The organism is Bacillus sp. JJ675, assembly GCF_036963165.1.
In the GTDB taxonomy this organism is placed as follows: domain Bacteria; phylum Bacillota; class Bacilli; order Bacillales; family Bacillaceae; genus Bacillus; species Bacillus glycinifermentans.
Map to the genome: position 1 here is coordinate 17,942 of NZ_JBALMR010000014.1, position 19,334 is coordinate 37,275.

The 19,334-nt window shown below is 42.4% G+C and carries 20 protein-coding genes and 3 pseudogenes; 6 read left to right on the plus strand and 17 right to left on the minus strand.

Features of this window, described 5'->3' with window-relative positions; genetic code table 11:
• Positions 1-108 precede the first annotated feature (108 nt).
• The 14 genes and pseudogenes from V7126_RS03855 to V7126_RS03920 all read right to left on the minus strand — a co-directional run.
• A complete protein-coding gene (locus tag V7126_RS03855) occupies positions 109-753 on the minus strand; it encodes a response regulator (RefSeq protein WP_046131561.1) in 645 nt (214 codons plus the stop codon).
• Positions 728-1,819 carry a PAS domain-containing sensor histidine kinase gene (locus tag V7126_RS03860; protein ID WP_335496778.1) on the minus strand — a complete coding sequence of 364 codons (1,092 nt, stop codon included), beginning with the start codon at positions 1,817-1,819 and terminating at the stop codon, positions 728-730. The genes V7126_RS03855 and V7126_RS03860 overlap by 26 nt, the downstream gene beginning before the upstream one ends.
• A gap of 18 nt (positions 1,820-1,837) precedes the next feature.
• Positions 1,838-2,173: a thioredoxin family protein gene (locus V7126_RS03865; RefSeq protein WP_046131559.1), complete on the minus strand. Its 336-nt coding sequence runs from the start codon at positions 2,171-2,173 to the stop codon at positions 1,838-1,840.
• Positions 2,174-2,209: 36 nt separating this feature from the next.
• On the minus strand, positions 2,210-2,995 hold the full coding sequence (locus V7126_RS03870) for a sulfite exporter TauE/SafE family protein (RefSeq protein ID WP_175076574.1): 786 nt from the start codon (positions 2,993-2,995) through the stop codon (positions 2,210-2,212).
• 55 nt (positions 2,996-3,050) lie between these two features.
• The gene (locus V7126_RS03875; protein ID WP_046131557.1) at positions 3,051-3,278 is read right to left on the minus strand and encodes a sulfurtransferase TusA family protein; all 228 of its coding nucleotides are present in this window, start codon (positions 3,276-3,278) and stop codon (positions 3,051-3,053) included.
• A 30-nt stretch (positions 3,279-3,308) separates the two neighbouring features.
• A complete protein-coding gene (locus tag V7126_RS03880; RefSeq protein ID WP_175076573.1) occupies positions 3,309-4,439 on the minus strand; it encodes an MBL fold metallo-hydrolase in 1,131 nt (376 codons plus the stop codon).
• 13 nt (positions 4,440-4,452) lie between these two features.
• Positions 4,453-4,848, minus strand: a complete 396-nt coding sequence (locus tag V7126_RS03885; protein ID WP_046131555.1) for a DsrE/DsrF/DrsH-like family protein — start codon at positions 4,846-4,848, stop codon at positions 4,453-4,455.
• Positions 4,849-4,873: 25 nt separating this feature from the next.
• On the minus strand, positions 4,874-5,446 hold the full coding sequence (locus V7126_RS03890; RefSeq protein WP_046131554.1) for a sulfurtransferase TusA family protein: 573 nt from the start codon (positions 5,444-5,446) through the stop codon (positions 4,874-4,876).
• A gap of 178 nt (positions 5,447-5,624) precedes the next feature.
• The gene (locus tag V7126_RS03895) at positions 5,625-6,107 is read right to left on the minus strand and encodes a DsrE/DsrF/DrsH-like family protein (RefSeq protein ID WP_046131602.1); all 483 of its coding nucleotides are present in this window, start codon (positions 6,105-6,107) and stop codon (positions 5,625-5,627) included.
• Positions 6,108-6,279: 172 nt separating this feature from the next.
• A complete protein-coding gene (locus V7126_RS03900; protein WP_046131553.1) occupies positions 6,280-6,540 on the minus strand; it encodes a metal-sensitive transcriptional regulator in 261 nt (86 codons plus the stop codon).
• Positions 6,541-7,033: 493 nt separating this feature from the next.
• Positions 7,034-7,630 (minus strand): class I SAM-dependent methyltransferase, encoded by a 597-nt coding sequence (locus tag V7126_RS03905; protein ID WP_175076572.1) that lies wholly within the window; start codon positions 7,628-7,630, stop codon positions 7,034-7,036.
• Positions 7,631-7,665: 35 nt separating this feature from the next.
• Positions 7,666-8,373, minus strand: coding sequence for a DNA alkylation repair protein (locus V7126_RS03910; protein WP_175076571.1), 708 nt, complete (start codon positions 8,371-8,373; stop codon positions 7,666-7,668).
• Between the two features lie 342 nt (positions 8,374-8,715).
• Positions 8,716-8,972 (minus strand): annotated as a pseudogene (locus V7126_RS03915) (L,D-transpeptidase family protein); the annotation flags it as partial.
• 3 nt (positions 8,973-8,975) lie between these two features.
• A pseudogene (locus tag V7126_RS03920) lies at positions 8,976-9,065 on the minus strand (winged helix-turn-helix transcriptional regulator); the annotation flags it as partial.
• Between the two features lie 283 nt (positions 9,066-9,348).
• Between V7126_RS03920 and desE the strand changes: the two are divergent.
• The 3 genes from desE (at position 9,349) to desR (ending at position 12,259) form a co-directional block, all read left to right on the plus strand.
• The gene (desE, locus tag V7126_RS03925; protein WP_175076570.1) at positions 9,349-10,407 is read left to right on the plus strand and encodes a fatty acid desaturase DesE; all 1,059 of its coding nucleotides are present in this window, start codon (positions 9,349-9,351) and stop codon (positions 10,405-10,407) included.
• 120 nt (positions 10,408-10,527) lie between these two features.
• The gene (locus V7126_RS03930; protein ID WP_175076569.1) at positions 10,528-11,640 is read left to right on the plus strand and encodes a sensor histidine kinase; all 1,113 of its coding nucleotides are present in this window, start codon (positions 10,528-10,530) and stop codon (positions 11,638-11,640) included.
• A 19-nt stretch (positions 11,641-11,659) separates the two neighbouring features.
• Positions 11,660-12,259, plus strand: coding sequence for a two-component system response regulator DesR (gene desR, locus V7126_RS03935; RefSeq protein WP_020452333.1), 600 nt, complete (start codon positions 11,660-11,662; stop codon positions 12,257-12,259).
• 73 nt (positions 12,260-12,332) lie between these two features.
• Here desR and V7126_RS03940 read toward each other — a convergent pair whose 3' ends face one another.
• On the minus strand, positions 12,333-13,382 hold the full coding sequence (locus V7126_RS03940; protein ID WP_175076568.1) for an NAD(P)/FAD-dependent oxidoreductase: 1,050 nt from the start codon (positions 13,380-13,382) through the stop codon (positions 12,333-12,335).
• A 593-nt stretch (positions 13,383-13,975) separates the two neighbouring features.
• Here V7126_RS03940 and V7126_RS03945 point away from each other — a divergent pair.
• Positions 13,976-15,004: a helix-turn-helix transcriptional regulator gene (locus V7126_RS03945; RefSeq protein WP_335496824.1), complete on the plus strand. Its 1,029-nt coding sequence runs from the start codon at positions 13,976-13,978 to the stop codon at positions 15,002-15,004.
• A gap of 38 nt (positions 15,005-15,042) precedes the next feature.
• On the plus strand, positions 15,043-15,837 hold the full coding sequence (locus V7126_RS03950; RefSeq protein ID WP_335496827.1) for an SDR family NAD(P)-dependent oxidoreductase: 795 nt from the start codon (positions 15,043-15,045) through the stop codon (positions 15,835-15,837).
• 276 nt (positions 15,838-16,113) lie between these two features.
• Here the strand turns inward: V7126_RS03950 and V7126_RS03955 are convergent.
• Positions 16,114-17,274 (minus strand): annotated as a pseudogene (locus V7126_RS03955) (acid phosphatase); the annotation flags it as partial.
• Between the two features lie 715 nt (positions 17,275-17,989).
• The gene (locus V7126_RS03960) at positions 17,990-18,379 is read right to left on the minus strand and encodes a tautomerase family protein (protein ID WP_335496831.1); all 390 of its coding nucleotides are present in this window, start codon (positions 18,377-18,379) and stop codon (positions 17,990-17,992) included.
• Between the two features lie 473 nt (positions 18,380-18,852).
• Between V7126_RS03960 and V7126_RS03965 the strand changes: the two genes are divergently transcribed.
• A partial coding sequence (locus V7126_RS03965; RefSeq protein WP_335496834.1) for a helix-turn-helix domain-containing protein occupies positions 18,853-19,334 on the plus strand: 482 nt, incomplete at its 3' end.

Sequence of the window (19,334 nt, forward strand, 5' to 3'; positions counted from 1 at the left end):
ATGCATATCACTGTTTTTAAGGTAACACTGATCTCCCTTTTTCTATATAGGGGAACTCCCCTACTTTTATGTGAGCCCCGTCTTCTCAAGCTGACAAAAGGCAGTCTGCTACAACGCCAGATCCAGATATTTGTTTTTAATCGCATATTGGATCAATTCGTGTTTCGAGTCCAGCTCTAACTTTTGCATGATATTCGTTTTGTGGTTTTCCACGGTTTTGACGCTGATCGAGAGTTTATCGGCAATCTCTTTATTGGCATAACCCAGCACAATGAGTCTGACAATCTCCTTTTCGCGAACAGTTAAAACAGAAGGCGGCTTTTTGGACTCTGAATTCAGCCATTGTTTAATGATGTCTTCGGATACAGATGTCTTGTAAAAGCGTTTTCCTCTGTGCACCTCGACAATCGCCTGATAAAGCAACTGATAATCGCTGTTTTTCAAGACGTACCCATGGGCCCCCACCTCGATCGCTTTATGGACAAAAATTTCTTCATCATGTATTGTCAAAATTACGATTTTAACAGATGGATTCAACTTTCGGATCTCACTGCTCGCTGTGAACCCATCCAATCCATTTGGCATCGACAAATCCATCAGCACTACATCCGGTTTCAGCTGACCGGCCTTGAGGACGGCTTCGTTGCCATTGTGGCTTTCTCCAACAATTTCGATTTCAGAAAAACCTTCCAAAAGCACGCGAATTCCCTTGCGAATCATCATGTGGTCATCGACCAGCAATACCCTGATCACTCTCCTTCCCCTCCTTATACTGTACTTTCACTTTAATAGACGTACCTCTCTGAAGTGCGGAGTGAATACGAAGACTTCCTTCCATCTGATCGACTCTCTCTTTCATATGTTTGAATCCCAGACCTTCCTCTGTCAGCTCGCGCTCAAAACCGATGCCATTGTCCTGAATCATTAAAACGAGTTCACCGCCTTCTTTGTACAGTATGACTTCAATAAGTGTCGCCTGCGAATATTTCAGGGCGTTATGCAGCGCTTCCTGGATCACGCGGTACAAATTGATTTCCAAACTCGGCAGCAAGCGATTGCTGACATTGCTTGAGGCAAATGTAACAGAAACATCTTTATGCGTCTTGTTTAAACCGGAAACAAGGTGCTCGACAGTAGGGATCAACCCCAGTTGATCCAGACTATGCGGACGCAGCTGAAGAGAGTAGAGCTTGATGTCTTGTATCGCCTTTTCCAGTTCATCGATGATTTCCTGCATGTATTCTTTAAATGTATCTTCCTGCTTCATGCGCGATCGAATCGCTTGAATGCCTACTGAAACCGAATAAAGCGATTGCCCTACACCGTCGTGCAGTTCCTGGGCCAACCGCTTGTGTTCGTTTTCCTGGGCTTCTAACGTTTTTTGCAGAACGAGCTTGGAGATCCTGGCTTCCTCTTCCTTTTTCTTCATCGTTAAATCTTTCAGGACCAAAAGGACTTCTTTTTGATCCCCGTTTTCATAAATGACCGCCGTACTCATCTCCATGTCGACGAATCGCCCCTCATAGGTGGGCATTGAGGAAAGAAAATACGGAATTTCCCGCTTGGCCAGCAAATAACAACGCTCTTCTCCCTCTTCCAGTTTTCTCGTTTGGCAGTAGGAACAGTACGGAACCTTGCCCCCTACTTTCCATCCCGTCATCTTCTTTGCGGACGGATTCATCACCAGTATCCTGCGTTCCTGATCCATCATGATGATTCCATCCTGCAAATGGTCGAAGATCTGCCTGAAATAGCCGCTTTCCATTGATTTTCCTTCTTCTTTATACCGTTCAAAAAAAGTCGGGTTTTGACACATCATGGACCCTCCCTCAGCTATCTATTCCTCGTACAATCGATAGACCCTCTTTAACTTCTGTTCAAACTGGTCAAAATGAACAAAACGCGCTTCTCTTAGAAATTCGGTTCCCTCAATAAACAAAAGAAGTACAGGAACTGTGAAGACTGAAAACCTGCCTGCAACCTCCTCCACTATATCAGCATCGATGTGTCCCAATTTGATCTTCGGAAATTGAGCGAGCAGTGCTCTAAGCTGCGGCAGAACAGCGTGGCATACTGTGCATTGAGGCCTTGATATATATATAAAACTTAATTTATGATCGTTTACGAATTTTTCAATTGAAATCATTGAAGTTAACTCTATAACCTCTTTCATCCAATTCCTCCTTCAAAACCGATAATTTAGAAAACCTTAAACATTAATGAAGATATCAAACCAAATTTTCACGGTTGTAATCAAAATAACGAATATCAGAATACCTTGAAGAACTTTAGCATTCACCCTCTTGCCAATTAAAACACCTATCGGGGATGCCACTAGGCTGGCAGCTATTATAACCAAAGCCGGCATAATAGGAACATGTCCAATGATGAGCTTTGCGGCTGTTGTTCCAATCGATGAAATAAATGTAACTGCGAGTGATGTCGCGATTGTGGTTCGTGTAGGGATTTTTAAAACGACTAACATTAGCGGAACAAGCAGAAAAGCGCCGCCGGCACCGACAATGCCTGAAGCCAAGCCGACTGCGAAAGTGATTACCGAGGTTAATATCTTTAGAAAACGAACGTGATCACTTTGATGACCTTCTGTACCTGTCTTTGGAATAAACATCATGACTGCGGCGATTATCGCCAATATTCCGTAAACCAAGTTTATGACATCTTCAGAGAAAAAATGTGACCCATAACCGCCGATTATACTTCCCATTAAAATACTTAATCCCATAATGGTGATAAGTTCTTTATTTAAGTAACCGCCTTTCCGGTAAGCCCATACACCGGAAAACGTTGCAAAAAAAACCTGGACTGCCACAATACCCGAAACCTGGTAAGCATTAAAGCCTGTAAATCCAAATAACACAGGTATGTATAATAACAAAGGGTAATTAATAATGGCTCCCCCAACACCAAGCATCCCGGACATAAAAGAACCAACTAATCCGATTAAAAATAGTAGAAGAATAAAAGATATGCCCACTAACTTTCCTCCTTTCCGTCAATTAAAAGGGGGAATAGCCCCCCCTTTATCACATTTAACCTTTTTTAATCCAAAACTTTAATACGCCATCTTCTTCTGTATCTTTAAGCAACTCATGACCGCCTGAATTAGCCCATGCTGTTAGATCGCTTTTTGCCCCTTTATCAGTGGCATGTACTTCTAACACTTCTCCGGATTGCAATTCATCAATAGCTTTTTTTGTTTTTACAATCGGCATTGGGCATGCGAATCCTTTAGCATCTATTATTTTATTTGATTTCATTTTTTATCTCTCCTATCTTCAAATCTATGTTCATCCATGAACCGCGCAGCGGTTTGGGCCAATTTCCATCTCACTTTGCCTGTCAGTCTCAGGCGTTATTTTTCCCATGTTGGTTTGACGGATTTCCTGATATGCATGTGGCTGTGGCGGCAGGTTTTCTGATACAGCACCTCTGAATTCATTTTCATCCATATTTAAACCGCCATTCTTTTTGTATAAATCACCCAGCTTAGCCTGAACATGCCCTTGATCGCCTAATTCGCCGACTTTCGCAAAGTGAGCCGGAAGAACAATCAGGTCATCTGATATCTGTTTGTACTTTTCATATAAAGTGTTACGCAAATCCTCTGCCCAATCCCCGGCTTTTCCAGCCAAGTCCGGCCGGCCAATCGATTCTACAAATAAAATATCTCCTGTTAACAAATAGCGGCCATTAACAATTAAAGAGGTGCTTCCAATCGTATGGCCTGGTGAATAGATAGGCTCTACTTTTATACATTCCTTTCCTGCAGAAACAACTTTACCTTCAGCTAACGGTTCATACGAAAATTGCACTTCCTCTGCATCTTTTGGCGGTAGATGGTATGCAGATCCTGTGCGCTCACGCAGTAAACGTCCGCCGGAAATATGATCAGCATGTAAATGTGTATCAATCACGTGTTTAATCGTAACGTTTTTCTCTTTTGCAAAATCTGTATATGCATCAACAGTACGAGCAGGGTCAACTACAATTGCTTCCCCGTCAGACTCGATAAAATAGGATAAACAGCCTTTCCCCATTCTTACGAATTGATAGATAGAGCCTCCTCCTTCCAAGTCTCCGATTTTTACCGGGTGTAACCATTCACTCCACGCTTTCATACCGCCTTTAAGCACAAAAACTCTTTCAAAGCCGGCATCTGCTAAATGCTGTGCAACCATCTCTGAAGACCCTTGTTTGGCACAGACCACTAGAATATCCTGATCTCTTGGAACTTGGTCTGCAATTTTATCTATACCATCGATTAAATCAAAATACGGAACATTTAAATGTTCAACCCGGCTGCCCTCGATTTTCCAATCGCTGAAGGCATCTTTATTTCGTACATCTAAAATAAAAAATGATTCTTGATTTAATACCTTTTCCGTTACTTCTTTTGGTGAAATGAATGTAAAATTCACTTCTAAAACCCCCTTAGAATGTCAGAGTCATATTGGCATCAGAAGCATAATGAACGAAGCTTGCTGCACCGCCAACTTCAATCCCGTCTACAAATTGGTCTTTGTCCAGATTCATCACATCCATCGTCATTTGACACGCTATGATTTTCACACCCAGCTCCTGAGCCATTGAAAGCAATTCAGGAATCGATGGTGCGTTCTCCTTTGCAAAGCCTTCTTGAATATGTTCACGGCCTTCCGGAACAGGAAGATTCTTATGGGCTTCCTTATGGATTAAATTCAGTCCTTCAAACGTAAAGAAAATCCCTACTTCAGCATCGCTTGCTGCTGCGGCCGCAGCAATATTAAACACCTTATAAGCATCAAATAAACTCCCGTTACTTGCGATAATCGCAACTTTTACAGCCATTCAAATCATTCCTCCAATGTTTATTTTATTGATCTTTTTCAACAGGACCTGACCACTCCGCCATACCTTGCAAAACATTTTCTACATTTCCAAAACCATTTTCTGCAAGTTTTTTGGCAGCTAGATCACTTCGATTACCTGTGCGGCAAACGACATAAATTTTCCCGTCTCTATTCAGTTCGTTTGCTCTTTTTTCGAGTTCACCCAACGGAATTGAAATCGCTCCGGGAATATGGCCGGAATTGTATTCTGCGGGTTCCCGGACATCTACCACTGTTATATGCTCTTTCGCTTCTACCTTTTTTTGAAGCTCTTCGTTTTGGATTGTATAAGGAAACTTTTTTTCTTCCTTTATATCAGAGTTACTGGCTTTGCGAAGATAATGTTTTAATATATCTCTGTCCTCTGTTGTACCGAGATACTGGTGACCGCTTCCCTTTGCCCATGCCTGTATATCAGCGAGAGACCCTTTATCAGTAGCCTGTACTTCTATGACTTGCCCGGGTTCTAACTCATTCATCGCCTTCTTTGTTTTTACGATGGGCATTGGACAAGCAAGCCCTTTTGCATCTAACACGCGATCAGTTTTGATGTTCATCAGTCATCCCTCCATGTTCATTTTCTGTTTTATCACTGTTCCATTTCATTATGTTCTCTCATACTAAATGATATTTACATCGTCACCATTCTTTAGTAGCTCGAGATGCTTCAGCAGCTGCCGATCATTTATTTTTCTGTCCATTCTCTCTCCCTTTCAGATGGTCTTACCTAAAAAGTTATATAAATAAGTTGACTTTTGCTTCATTGGCATCCCCGAGATAAGCTACAACTCCTGCATAATCAAGGCCATCGATCAGTTCTTCTTTTTGCAAGCCTAACAAGTCCATCGTCATTGTACAGGCAACAAGCTTAACTCCCTGTTCCTGCGCCATTGCAATAAGCTGAGGCAGAGACAGCGCACCATGCTTTTTCATGACATGTTTGATCATTTTAGGACCCATACCGGCAAAATTCATTTTAGATAAGCCAAATTTCTCCGGCCCCCGGGGCATCATGAAACCAAATGCTCTTTCAAGCAGCCCTTTCTTTACTGGTACCGGTTCATCTTTTCTTAAAGCGTTAAGCCCCCAAAATGTATGAAAAATTGTTACCTCGTGATCATAGGCTAGAGCGCCATTTGCAATAATAAAAGCAGCAATAGCTTTATCTAAGTCGCCACTGAATAATACAATCGTCGTTTTCTCTTTTTGGTCTGACATGTATGTCATCTCTCCCCCTCTAATATACATATACCTGTATTGGTATAAAACAACACAAAAAAATATAGGTTTCTACCGATTATACCTACAGGGGTATAATAGCAGGCAAAAAATTTTCGCTTTATACTCTAAAGGCAGTACAGAGGCTGCTTCATAAACAGCCATCTATTCATTATCTGCTTTTCACCAATAAATTGACCGCTTCTTGAATAAGGTCTTCTGTATCTTCTCCTCTTTCGATTTGAAGGCGAACGCATTTCTCCAAATTACTGCTGACAACTACACCGATGGCCCGATCTAATGCAGAACGCACCGCTGACATTTGGCTTACGAGCTCTTTGCACTCTTTTCCTTCATCCATCATTTTTAATATTCCTCGAACTTGACCCTCAATTCGTTTTATCCTGTTTTTTAATTGATCATCGTATTCCATCAGATAACCTCCCATTTTCTTATGATGATAACATATCCTTTTTATCAACTTTTTCGCAAAACCGTTACTACGCAGAGATGAACTGTCCTGCTTTTCTGTCACATGACTTTTTGTACAGACAAGCTTTATCCTAATGGAATATCACCCGCCTAATACATATACCCCTATGTGTATAATACTGGACTGCTGAGGATAAATCAAATTTTAAGCTCCTGTAAATAAAGGGAAGTATAATAAGCGCTCCTTTAAAATCAAGTAATACAACGATATATTGATGTCAGAGAAAAAAGAAGTCATCGCCTGCCGCCTCGGCATTGATTAAAGAAAAAGCGCAGTGCAAAATCGCGAAGAAGCTTGGGATTTCGCGGAGCTATGTGTCGCAGATCGCTGATAGATGTTTCATGAGTTTTACCATCCGGAGAAGGAGCAGTGATGCAGAAGAAGCCGGATCTCATTTTCCGGCTTCCTCTATTTCATTTTTTTAAAAAAGAAATCACTTTATGCTGCTGGATATAAACATTGAGGCATCTTGATTCATAAAAATGCGATGACCGTGATAGAATGTCTTCATTTCAGTTGATTTAAATCCAACATCGGATAATCTTTTTTTCAATTCTTCGTGCGAAAAACCGTTATGAACTTTCGGATGTTGAATTTTATTGTTTTTGTCAAAATCAATAATCATGAGCTTACCGCCATTATTTAAAATGCCGAACAATTTCTGTAAAATTTTATTCGTATCCGGAATATGAAGAAGGACGAGTGACATTAAAACAATATCTGCCTTCAGTTCAGGAGTTTCTTGGGTAAAATCTGAATAAAGCACTTTTGCGTTGGCAATTCCTTTGCGGGAAATTTTCGCTTTTGCCACCTCCAACATTTGTTTTGATGAATCTACCAACAAAATAGAATTTACTAAATCTGATAATTCTAAACTAATTAGACCAGTACCACTCCCATAGTCAATTAAAGATTTTGATTGACTATTCCGCAATTCCGGCCTTACTTCATTCACGATCACTTTGGCTAATTCAATTCTCTCATCTGTATCATATCGTTTTGCCATCTGCTCAAAAACGTTATTTTCCATATGCCACTCCTTTAGAAGTTTCACTGCAAATGATGCTAACACCTTACATATTTTCGTTTGAAACCAAGACGGCCTCTATCAATATCCATTTGAATATTTTTGGAAGCATTCAGGATACTGCTTTTTTTCTTGCCCCGCCTGAGTTCGACTGGGCCTACTGCTTTTGCGGTTTCAACCGCCTTTTCATGGAGCGGTAAATATGAAATCCCGACTGTGTAGATAAAATGATTCATAGCCGATTTTGTTCGATCTGGAGAATCTTGAATCGTATGTTCCACCTGATCAAGCATACTGGCAATTTTGGTCACACCAAACTCATCGTCCGATCGATTACCCAAAAGCCAGCAGTAACAGCTCCAGCCTGCCGACATTCTAAGTTCTTCACCGCTTGAGATCCATTTATCTGCAACAGCTTGCGCAAAATCGGTTTCTGCCAAAGTTACTGCAACAACATAATCAGACAGCATATAAAAATACGCAGTATCGATCCAACGCTCAAAATCCGCCTCAGTCATTGTCATTGGGTCAGCAATAATGCCGGCAAAATACATGGCATCGTAGTTCCCGGTAGCGTAAAGCTGCTCCGCCAAGGGCTGATTTTTCTTGATTTTCTTTGCGAGCGGCTTCATTTTGCCTGTCGCCACGCCAAAAAGCGGTTCGTGTGCACCATTCGTTATGTATCTTTTTTTCATGTTTTCCGTACCCAGCGCTTCCAGTTCCTTCATAACCGTTTCAAGATTCATGCTTTCACTTCCTCATAAACATTTCTTTATCATTATCATACTTTTTCACTTCATCTAATCATTTCAAATCAACTTCATTTGTTTTTAATGCTCTCCATAAACGGCTGAAAGCTAGGGTTTTGCGTTCGCGGTTTTTCTTTTGTTTCCTAAGTCTAATGAAAACTAAATTTCCTCTGCACTTCATACATATCATTTATGTTTATTATATGAAACAAGCAGAAAGGGGTTGTTTTTGACCGCTTTTCCTCTTCATGCATCAAATTCGAATGCCGCCGATATTTGCAAAAAGAAGACTCTTAAAAAAAAAAGAGTCTTCTAACTTGATAAATAAAACGAGCCAAATCAGCTGATGACTACTTTTGTTTTTTCAGGTATGTTTTCATAAATCCATTTTGCATCTGGAATCGCAAGCCTGATGCATCCATGGGAAGCTTTTTTTCATAATTTTTTGCTTCCTTTTCAATGACTTTTTTATCTTTGTTGAATGGTACGCTATGAAATAAGAATTCACCATGATTTTCCCATGAAACCCAATACTCTGCACCTTCCCGATATTTTGGGGAGAAAAACCACTCACCTCGTTCAGGCTCTACATAATAAGCTTTCAATTCCCCAAACCTTTTCGTACCTTCTTTTCCCAGAAACCACAAAATCAGCATTTTCCACTTTCCTCAGATAATGTTGAGCGTCAACTCCTTATCTAAATGACTAAAATATGATAATCAATTACATTTTTGTAAAAAAACTTTGTTTAATTAATCAATCATCGCGCTTTTACAACTTCCTTTATTCACCATCTTATCATGCAGATTTGCCCCATCATGACATTGTCAATCTTCTTATGCTTGTTCAATCAATTCGAGTTAAGGAAACATGACAAGTGTCATGTATGGAGCATGATGCGTGCTACTACAAAGACATCTCTCTGTGGCGTAAACTTAACTTAAGACCCATTTATGAGAGGATAACTTTACTATGACTGAACAAACTATTGCACATAAACAAAAACAGTTAACAAAACAGGTTGCAGCGTTTGCCCAGCCTGATACCAAAAACAGTCTGATTCAGCTCTTCAATACGTTTATTCCTTTTTTCGGACTGTGGTTTCTTGCCTATTTAAGCCTCAATGTCTCCTATTTCCTCACTTTAGGAATAACGGTGATTGCCGCAGGGTTTTTGACGAGAATTTTCATTATTTTTCACGACTGCTGCCATCTATCCTTTTTCAAACAAAAGCGCCATAACCATATTCTCGGCTTTTTGACAGGCGTTCTGACATTATTTCCTTATCTTCAATGGCAGCACAGCCATTCGATTCATCATGCGACAAGCAGCAACCTGGATAAACGCGGAACAGGCGATATCTGGCTGCTGACGGTAAACGAATATAAAGCCGCACCTCTCTACACAAAAATCGCATACAGGCTTTACAGAAATCCGTTTATCATGTTTATTCTCGGACCGATTTATGTCTTTCTGATCACAAACCGCTTTAACAAAAAAGGTGCAAGACGGAAGGAACGTCTGAACACATACCTTACCAACCTTGCAATTGCGGCATTGGCTGCTGTCTGCTGCCTGATCTTTGGCTGGCAATCGTTTTTGCTCGTACAGGGTCCGATCTTTCTGATCTCAGGTTCGATCGGCGTTTGGCTGTTTTATGTTCAGCATACATTTGAAGATTCTTATTTTGAAGCAGATGAAAATTGGAGCTACGTTCAGGCCGCTGTGGAAGGAAGTTCATTTTATAAACTTCCGAAACTGCTTCAATGGCTTACAGGCAATATCGGGTACCACCACGTTCACCATCTGAGTCCAAAGGTGCCTAACTATAAACTTGAAACCGCACATGAACAGCATGAACCATTAAAAAACGTCCCGACCATCACTTTAAAAACAAGCCTGCAATCACTCGCGTTCCGGCTTTGGGATGAAGAAAAAAAGCAATTTGTAACCTTTCGTGACATGAAACAAACATCATCCCATCTTTCGCCGGATTCAACGGGAAATCAGAAGCTGCGGAAGAACGCCTGACGATGAGGAGGTCTTCTTATATCAACAAGAAGACTTCCTTTTTATTGTCCAATGATGCAATCCGGCTCCAGCAATGGTAAAGTTACTCTAAAGATGAAAAGCTGAAAATGAGGTTATATCATGGTCAAAAAGCATTTTACATTTCAAAAACTTAACGGGATCTCGCCGTATATATGGACGATATTTTTCATCCTTCCCTTCTACTTTATCATGCAATCATCATCTACACTTGTAATCGTCGTCGGCATCATTTTGACACTTTTATTTTTTGCGGTATACAGATTTGCTTTTGTCTCAAAAGGCTGGGACGTTTATTTGTGGGCGCTTATTTTAATCGGCATTTCAACCGCTTCGATTATGCTGTTCAGCTATATTTATTTTGCTTTTTTTATCGCATATTTTATAGGGAACATAAAAAAACGAGCCCCATTTCACATTTTATATTACGTCCATTTAATAAGCGCAGCTGTCGCTGCCAACTTCAGTCTCGTGTTAAAAAAGGAATTTTTTCTGACACAAATTCCGTTTGTGGTCATCACCCTTATCAGTGCGATTTTATTACCGTTCAGTATCAGAAGCCGCAAGGAGCGCGAACGCCTGGAAGAAAAGCTCGAGTATGCTAATGAACAGATTGCCAATTTGGTAAAATTAGAAGAACGGCAGCGGATTGCCCGCGACCTCCACGATACACTTGGACAGAAGCTGTCTCTTATCGGTTTAAAAAGCGACTTGGCGAGAAAATTAATTTACAAAGATCCCGATCAAGCCGCGCGTGAACTGAAAAGCGTTCAGCAAACTGCGAGAACTTCTTTAAATGAAGTCAGAAAAATCGTATCCTCCATGAAAGGAATCCGGCTCAAGGATGAAATCATGAACATCAAACAAATTCTTGAAGCAGCCGACATTGCATTTATCTATGAAGAAGATAAATTGCCGGAAAATATCTCATTGCTTAATGAAAACATATTGAGCATGTGCTTAAAGGAAGCTGTCACTAATGTCGTCAAACACAGTCAGGCTAAGACCTGCCGCGTTGACATCCAACAGTTCTGGAAAGAAGTTGTCATTACAGTGACTGATGATGGAACGTTTCAAGGGGAAGAGAAGTACTTTTCAAAAGGACACGGCTTGCTTGGCATGAGAGAACGGCTTGAATTTGCAAACGGAGGCCTTCACATTGATACAAAAAACGGCACCAAGCTTACCATGTCAATTCCTAATAACTCAAAATAAACAAAAAAGGATGGCTTACATGATTAGTATATTTATTGCAGAAGATCAACAGATGCTCTTGGGCGCTTTAGGATCGCTTCTGAATTTAGAAGATGATATGGAAGTCGTAGGCAAAGGCACAACCGGACAGGATGCCGTTGATTTCACAAAAAAACATCGGCCTGATGTATGCATTATGGACATTGAAATGCCGGGAAAGACGGGGCTTGAAGCTGCTGAGGAATTAAAGGATACAGGCTGCAACATTATTATCTTAACCACTTTTGCCCGCCCCGGCTACTTTCAGCGAGCCATTAAAGCAGGTGTTAAAGGCTATTTGTTAAAGGACAGCCCAAGCGAAGAGCTTGTGAGCGCCATCCGCAGCGTTATGAAAGGAAAGCGGATCTATGCGCCTGAATTGATGGAAGACATGTACAGTGAGGCCAACCCCCTCACAGATAGAGAAAAAGAAGTGCTCGAACTTGTGGCTGACGGAAAAAACACAAAAGAAATCGCCCAAGAACTCAGCATCAAAAGCGGAACCGTACGAAATTATATCTCAATGATTCTTGAAAAGCTTGAGGTGAAAAATCGGATCGAAGCCATTACCCGTTCAAAGGAAAAAGGCTGGTTTAAATAAAAAGAGGATCTTGTCATATCTCCAAGATCCTCTTGACGAATCAGCTGCTCCCACGGGCGAAAACATTCCTTTTCTACACGAACAACTTCTTCACAAGCTCGCGGTTGCGCTCTTTGAAAACCTCATTATGCGACGACACCATCGCACTCTTGTGCGCTTCGGGATCAATAAAGCGCTTGGCGCTGTTGACCGCGTTTGCCGCATCTTGAAATGCTCCGGCGATCAGGTGCAGCTTGCCTTCGTAATGCACAATATCCCCCGCCGCATACAGTCCGGGCACGGAAGACTGGCAGTTGGCTGTACCTGCAATATAATAGTCATCAACCCGGGTAATATCAAGCCGGCTGTTCTCCAGCAGTGAGGTGTCGCGTTCATATCCGTGGTTGATAACCACCTCGTCGACAGGCAGCTCCATCACTTCACCGGTTTGAGCGTTTGTGAGCTCGACCCGTTCGATCACCTCATGATCTTCAGAAGCGATCAACTTGGTAATCTGTGTATGGAAGAAGCAGCTCACCGAGCTGTTCAGAAGCTGATCAACCTGGGCCTCATGCCCGCTGAGCGCTTCTTTGCGGTAAGCGAGATAAACCTTCTTCGCTACAGGCTCGAGCTCGTTGGCCCAATCGACAGCCGAGTTGCCTCCGCCTGATACAATTACCGTTTTATCTTTAAAATGCTGCAGTGACTTGACCGTATAATTCAGGTTGGACACTTCAAAGCGTTCGGCCCCTTCAATCTGGAGCTTTTGCGGATTCAGGATGCCGCCGCCCACGGCAACAATGACCGTCCTGGAAAGATGCACGCCTGAGGCAGCCGTATGTAATTCAAATAGTCCTTCTTCATTGCGGGCAATCGACTCCACTTTTTCATTCAGCAGCACTTCGGGATGAAACGTTAATCCCTGCTGAACCATCTGTTCAATCAGCTTGGCTCCCGGAATCGGCGTTTGCCCTCCGACATCCCAAATCATTTTTTCCGGATATACGTGAACCTTTCCGCCCAGCATCGGCTGATATTCAATAATCTTTGTTTTCATCCCGCGCAGTCCGCTATAGAAGGCGGAATATAATCCGGCCGGTCCTCCGCCGATAATGGTCACATCAAATACTTCATTCCTGCTCATGGCTATTCACTCCCGGTATATATCATGCATGGCTTATCAAAAGTCCATATCTCCATGTCGTAAATGATTATCATTATCATTAAGTATACTTTAGACATCTTCATTTTTACAATCAATGATTAATAAAAAGTCACTTTCCGCTCATTTTCCAGTTACAGGGCCCGCAAAGCGAACGCCGGCTGCAGAGTGTAACGACGATTTATCTGCAAAGCGCGGGAAGGGAGAGGCAGGGCTGCAGGCCGCAGCCGGGCTGTTGATGCTCTATAAACCTTCGGATGCTTGTTGTGCGTCAAAACAGGCTTTTTCACTTTATCAGGTCTTCTGTAGCCCTGAGCGATTCTGCGTTTTTCTCACTCCTCTGCCATTTTGCCCTTGGTTTGCCGGCGATTCTGTCATCCTGATCTACCCCCTCGTATTATAATAGAGTGATCCGATTCCTCACGGACTCATCCGTCGTAATCGGCAAGTAAAATGTCGCGCTTTGCTAGTTACAAAAGCGGTATTGGATAGGTAAAGTAATAATTGCCCCGCTAAGCAGCAAGACGCAGGTCACAACCAACGAATTGTAGAAAGCCAAAGGAGAGCTCATATATATGACGTCACATACTCGCATTAAAATCCCGGCCGGATTTTGGGAAGGATTGCGTCAATTAGGGATTGCTGCCCATGACGTGGTTCGAAAAGCACAACTGCCGCTCACCATTGTGACTGAACCGGTTGTCACCGCCGCCCAATATTTTTCGATCTGGCAGGCGTATTCTGATCTCATTGATGACACTGCAAAAGGAATCATCAACCTTACGACCGCCTTTGATACAGCGCATTACCCTCCTCCCGTCTTAGCGACTTATCATGCTCGCGACTACCGCGACGCTCTAAAGCGGATAGCCCGGTACAAACAGCTGTGCCCTCCTGAAAGGTTGCATATTACCGAGGAAGGCGAGCACTGTACAATCGAACTGGATTGGTTGGATAGCGGGCAGTCCGGTCCGCCGATGCTTATCGGCATCACGCTGGCATTTCTTCTGGAGCTTGGACGCCGCGGCACAGGTCAACCTTTAACGGCCAGGCTCGTCGAATTTTCGCATCCGATGGGCGATGTAGAGGCGCTTGAAGCTTACTTCGGCTGCCGTATCCGGATCGGTGCAAATTGTAACCGGCTGACGCTGCACCGGGGAGACCTGGACCGCCCCTTTGCCTCGTACAACGAAGAGCTGCTGGAGATTCTGACACCTGCACTGGACCAATCGTTGGATGAGCAGCAGCGCAGCCTCTCAATCGCCGAGATGGTCAAGTGGATCATGAAACGCAGCCTTATGGGAGGACGCCCCGACGTTCGGACTGTTGCAAGCGAGCTGGGGATGAGCGAACGCACCTTGCAGCGCCGGCTTACTGACGAAGGCACAAGTTTCAAACATTTGTTGACACAAGTCAGGCATGAGCAGGCGCTGGAGTACTTGGCAGACCCCTCGCTCGATATTAAAGAAGTGGCCTTCATGATTGGGTATGAAGACCAGAACTCGTTCTACCGTGCCTTCCGCCTTTGGGAAGGGGATTCTCCTTCAAATTGGCGTACTGAACACTGCTTAGATACACACTCGGGAAAATTGACATTGTCTTAGGAAGCACTTTTTTAACATGATTAAAGGAGAAATGTATGATGGATATGGGATTAAACAATAAAACAGCTTTAGTTACAGGATCAACGAAAGGGATAGGTAAAGCAATTGCCATTGAACTTGCCAAAGAAGGCGTGAATGTCCTCATTAACGGGCGACATGAAGATGAGGTAGAACGAACTGTAAATGAACTAAAAACAGATTTCCCGGCTACCTCTCCTCAAAATGCTGCAGCTGATATTGTAGATATCGGGCAAAGAGAAGCTTTATTTAAAAAATACCCAAATATTGATATTTTAGTTAACAATATGGGTATCTATGAAATCATGCAATATGAGGACGTGGATGATGACGTCTGGGAAAAATACTTCCGCACGAACGTTCTTGCTGCAAATGGTTTATCTAAATTTTATTTGCCTAAAATGCTGAATAATGATTATGGCCGCATTATCTTTATCGCGAGTGAAGAGGCGATTATGCCTTCAGGTCAAATGCCGCAGTATTGTATGACAAAATCAATGCTTTTATCATTGTCCAAAAGCTTATCTAAATTAACAATAGGAACAGAAGTGACAGTCAATACGATCATGCTGGGACCAACGCTCTCCGAAAATGTGCAGCAAATCATTGAAGGTATGTACCCTAATGAAGAGATGGCTTTTTCAGAAAAAGAGAAAGAATTTATGACGCCAAACCTGCCCCAATCTGAAATACGGCGATTTATCAAGCCGTTTGAAATAGGCAGGCTTGCTGCATTTGTATGCAGTCCTTATGCATCCGCATTTAAAGGTTCTCCAATTCGTATGGATGGAGGGATGGTGCCGACTATTTTTTAATATTTTTCTGTTCACCATTATGTTCCAAGGCTAGCCCGGTATCGTTACGAGTATCAAGCTGGCGCCAATAAGCACCAGCTTGAAAAATACTCTTTATGGAGCGAATCCCCCGGCAACACCCCCTGCCACTTTCGGCTTCTGCTTTTTTAATCAGGGAGACGCAACCTAATTTTCAGCGACTTTTAATTGGATGCTGTTGGACTTATAGATCATCTTCACTTTGTACTTGCTTGGTAAACCCGAGGTCTCGATCGAAGAAAATGATCCGTGGCGCTTTCCGGAGGGAAGGCCGGTAGTCGCTAAAATCCAACGGCGCTGCGTTTTAGCAAGGTAAGGAAAACGTGTTTCAAGGAGGACTTCAGCTCCCTTGGGAACCGCTATTGGTTTAGCAGTTGATTTTATTTGACCAAATCCATACGTCAATCGCTGGGTATATTGTTTTTTATTCTTGTCATAATCGCTGAATCGATCTTCCGCTGTACCAGTTTGCGTTAACAACTTACTGTGAGCTTCATCATAAGCAGCCTTTTTCAGACTTTTATTGGCTGGATCAGATAGGATAGCAGCCGCCAATGCAGTTGCCATGACACGTCCTCCCATTACATCGAGCGGAGAATGCATACCGGCGGCAATGCGGTTATTCCCTAGTTCCGAAGCGCGGGTAAGCAGTTCCTGATAACGCTCAGGTATCGCATAAGCCATAGCAAAAGCGCTGAGATATGCGGCATTCGTATGTCCGCTGGGAAAACCTCCGTCTTTGCCCGGGTCGGGATTGATAACGGGAACAAGGGAAGGAACAATAATTGAATCGCTTTTCCAGCGAAATGGGCGAGGATAGTTAAAGTATCCCTTAGCCGGGTTCGTTGAAGAATATGTGCCGCGCAACGTATTGACCAAACTCACGATGCTGCCGAGACTAGAACTCGCGCTGCCTGAATTGGTTCCTTCATCATTGTATTTTTTTATCGCGGCATCTGCCGGGATACTGTTGATGGTAGTCGTCGCGCCTGCACGCTTCCGATATATATCAGTAAGCGGGCCAAGACCGTCAATCACACTGTAGCTCTGATTCCTGCGATCATCAAAATATGCAGCATTTTCCTCAGCGGAGGTACGGCGTTCAGCAATGTCAACAACTTTTTGAATGTTGGCATCCAACACGCTGCTGTTCAGTTTGGTCCCGCTATCCCAGGTACTCCCGCGAGTCCAAAGTTTACTAAATTCGGAAAGCACCCCGATCGCAGGATTGGAATTCACTGTCGTATGAGCAGCGCTGTTATTTTTGTAATGATCTACGAAATATCCTGAAGGCGGCGGCGGAGTTATTGTTTTTGCTTTAGTTGTAGTGCCCGCATAACATTCACTCAAGGAACATTGGAATAATGCCAGAGAAAACAAAGCCACTAATAAATGCTTCTTCATCCTTATTAATTTCATCTTTACGCCATATCTCCCTTACTCTTAATCCCATCTTATCTATGATCGTATCTTAAACTTGTTAATCTAATAGCGTTGTTTTATTAATGTTTTGTTTATATTTATAGGCGTCAAGCATGGAGCTGAAAAAAGTATCGGCGGCTTCGGTTTTGATTCAAAGAAAAAAATCGCGAAGGAGCTCTGATGTGAAGCGCGCTGATGAAGATGTTTTATGCGTTTTACCGCGGAGAAGAAGAAACGGAAGACAGTTAATGAATGCAAAAAGCTGCTGACTTCCGGTAGCAGCTCAAACAGGAACATCTATCTGTAGAAATCCATTATATTTCTTTTACAGATTCTGTTCATGGAAAGAACCAGGCATCAACGATATGCTGGATCATAAGGAATGGCCTTCATTTCATTAAAAATCTATAATAACATCCCTTGATCAGCTTCATTCTCTTTACGCCTGCACCCATCATATATTTTCTAGGTTTCACAGAGTCCAATCTCATTAAGGACTAGAACGTATTCTATAGATTTTCCGGGAGTAAAAAAAGCGCCCAGCAAGTAAACATAAATATAGAACCCTGAAATGCAGAGGGTTCTACTGACTGCTGTACATATATGCGGCAGTGTATCGTTCAACGCTTGCGGCGCTGTTAGAGGTCTGCGATAACCGCGATGCCGAATCCGCCGCAAGACGCATCTTTGGCATCACCGGTGTGTTGAAACCTTACAGCTTTCCAGTTAAAAACTGCGCCTCACCAAGCCCGAAACTCCAATCGGCATCACCATTTTCGGTAATGGACACCATTACATCTTCCGGGGAAATACCGCATTCCGCTTCAAGCTTTTCAGCCAGCAAGGCATACAATTTCTCTTTTTGGCTCTTCATTCTTGTTTTACTGGTGATACTGATCACAACCAAATCCTTGGATCTATTAAATCCCAAGCCTGTATCTTGGATAATAAGCTCATTCGCCGGGTGCTGATGAACAATTTGATAGCGGTCTCTCTCCGGAACGTTAAATGCTTCCACCATCGCATTGTGAGCGGCATCTAGCAATGTTTTTAATGCTTTTTCATCACGGCCTTCTATTAGATCGAAACGTAATAATGGCATGCTGTTTACTTTCTCCTTAATAGTTTTGTTAACAAAATCAAGGTCAGGTTCTATCCGCCCCTGATCCATTGTTTCGATTTTGTATCACACCGATAGATCAAAAATGATGTCTGCTGACTTGATAAAAACATAACACATAACCAAAATATAATCAACAATTAGTCATCCCGTTAGAACCAGTGCAAAATATGCAAGTTCTAAAATCGTTTGACTATAATTGATTGGGGCGCTGGTATATAAATAATAGTTGATCAGAAAATGATATGCTCCCCTAAAGGTAGACAGATGAAATAAAAAAAAATCTGTTTGCCTTGGGGGAGTTTTTTCATGGCTGGAAAATGGTTTTCAAAAAAGGAAAAATTGAATATTCTATCAGAATGTGATCAGGAGAATAATTCGGTGAATGAGATTGCAGAAAAATATGNNATGACATTCATGCCGAAACAATTCGTGAATGGAGAACATCGCATGATATGGCCGGTGTGGAAAGTCTGGAACGTTCAAAGTGCCATAAGTTCTATCCCGCAGAATTAAAATACGCCGCCGTGAAAGACTTTTTATCCGGACGCTACACTCAAAGAGAAGTCTCGAGAAAATATAAGATTTCCAGTAAATCCGTGCTCATGAAGTGGGTCGAGCTTTATAATGGTCATAAAACGTTAAAAGACAGTGGGAGAGGAAGGAATCGTTTAATGACCAAACGGAAGAATGTTTCTTTGGAAGAACGGATTAAGATTGCGAAGGATTGCCTAGCCCACGGAAAAGATTACGCCAGATCGATGGAGATTCATCAAGTTTCCTACCAACAGGTGTATCAATGGGTGAAAAAGTATCAAGAAGGTGGAGAAGAAGCCTTAAAAGATACACGGGGAAAACGCAAAACCGAAGAAGAACTGACACCTGAAGAAAAAATTCAACGGGAAAACAAACGGCTGGAACAGGAAAATGAGCGTTT

Coding starts and splice junctions, on each gene's coding strand:
- V7126_RS03890 (WP_046131554.1), bottom strand. CDS start 5,446: ATGAACATCAAAACTGATCGCGTGTTAGATGCAAAAGGGCTTGCTTGT.
- V7126_RS03950 (WP_335496827.1), top strand. CDS start 15,043: ATGGATATGGGATTAAACAATAAAACAGCTTTAGTTACAGGATCAACG.
- V7126_RS03900 (WP_046131553.1), bottom strand. CDS start 6,540: ATGGAATACGATGATCAATTAAAAAACAGGATAAAACGAATTGAGGGT.
- V7126_RS03885 (WP_046131555.1), bottom strand. CDS start 4,848: ATGGCTGTAAAAGTTGCGATTATCGCAAGTAACGGGAGTTTATTTGAT.
- desR (WP_020452333.1), top strand. CDS start 11,660: ATGATTAGTATATTTATTGCAGAAGATCAACAGATGCTCTTGGGCGCT.
- V7126_RS03940 (WP_175076568.1), bottom strand. CDS start 13,382: ATGAGCAGGAATGAAGTATTTGATGTGACCATTATCGGCGGAGGACCG.
- V7126_RS03860 (WP_335496778.1), bottom strand. CDS start 1,819: ATGATGTGTCAAAACCCGACTTTTTTTGAACGGTATAAAGAAGAAGGA.
- desE (WP_175076570.1), top strand. CDS start 9,349: ATGACTGAACAAACTATTGCACATAAACAAAAACAGTTAACAAAACAG.
- V7126_RS03910 (WP_175076571.1), bottom strand. CDS start 8,373: ATGAATCTTGAAACGGTTATGAAGGAACTGGAAGCGCTGGGTACGGAA.
- V7126_RS03930 (WP_175076569.1), top strand. CDS start 10,528: ATGGTCAAAAAGCATTTTACATTTCAAAAACTTAACGGGATCTCGCCG.
- V7126_RS03945 (WP_335496824.1), top strand. CDS start 13,976: ATGACGTCACATACTCGCATTAAAATCCCGGCCGGATTTTGGGAAGGA.
- V7126_RS03960 (WP_335496831.1), bottom strand. CDS start 18,379: ATGCCATTATTACGTTTCGATCTAATAGAAGGCCGTGATGAAAAAGCA.
- V7126_RS03875 (WP_046131557.1), bottom strand. CDS start 3,278: ATGAAATCAAATAAAATAATAGATGCTAAAGGATTCGCATGCCCAATG.
- V7126_RS03905 (WP_175076572.1), bottom strand. CDS start 7,630: ATGGAAAATAACGTTTTTGAGCAGATGGCAAAACGATATGATACAGAT.
- V7126_RS03895 (WP_046131602.1), bottom strand. CDS start 6,107: ATGTCAGACCAAAAAGAGAAAACGACGATTGTATTATTCAGTGGCGAC.
- V7126_RS03865 (WP_046131559.1), bottom strand. CDS start 2,173: ATGAAAGAGGTTATAGAGTTAACTTCAATGATTTCAATTGAAAAATTC.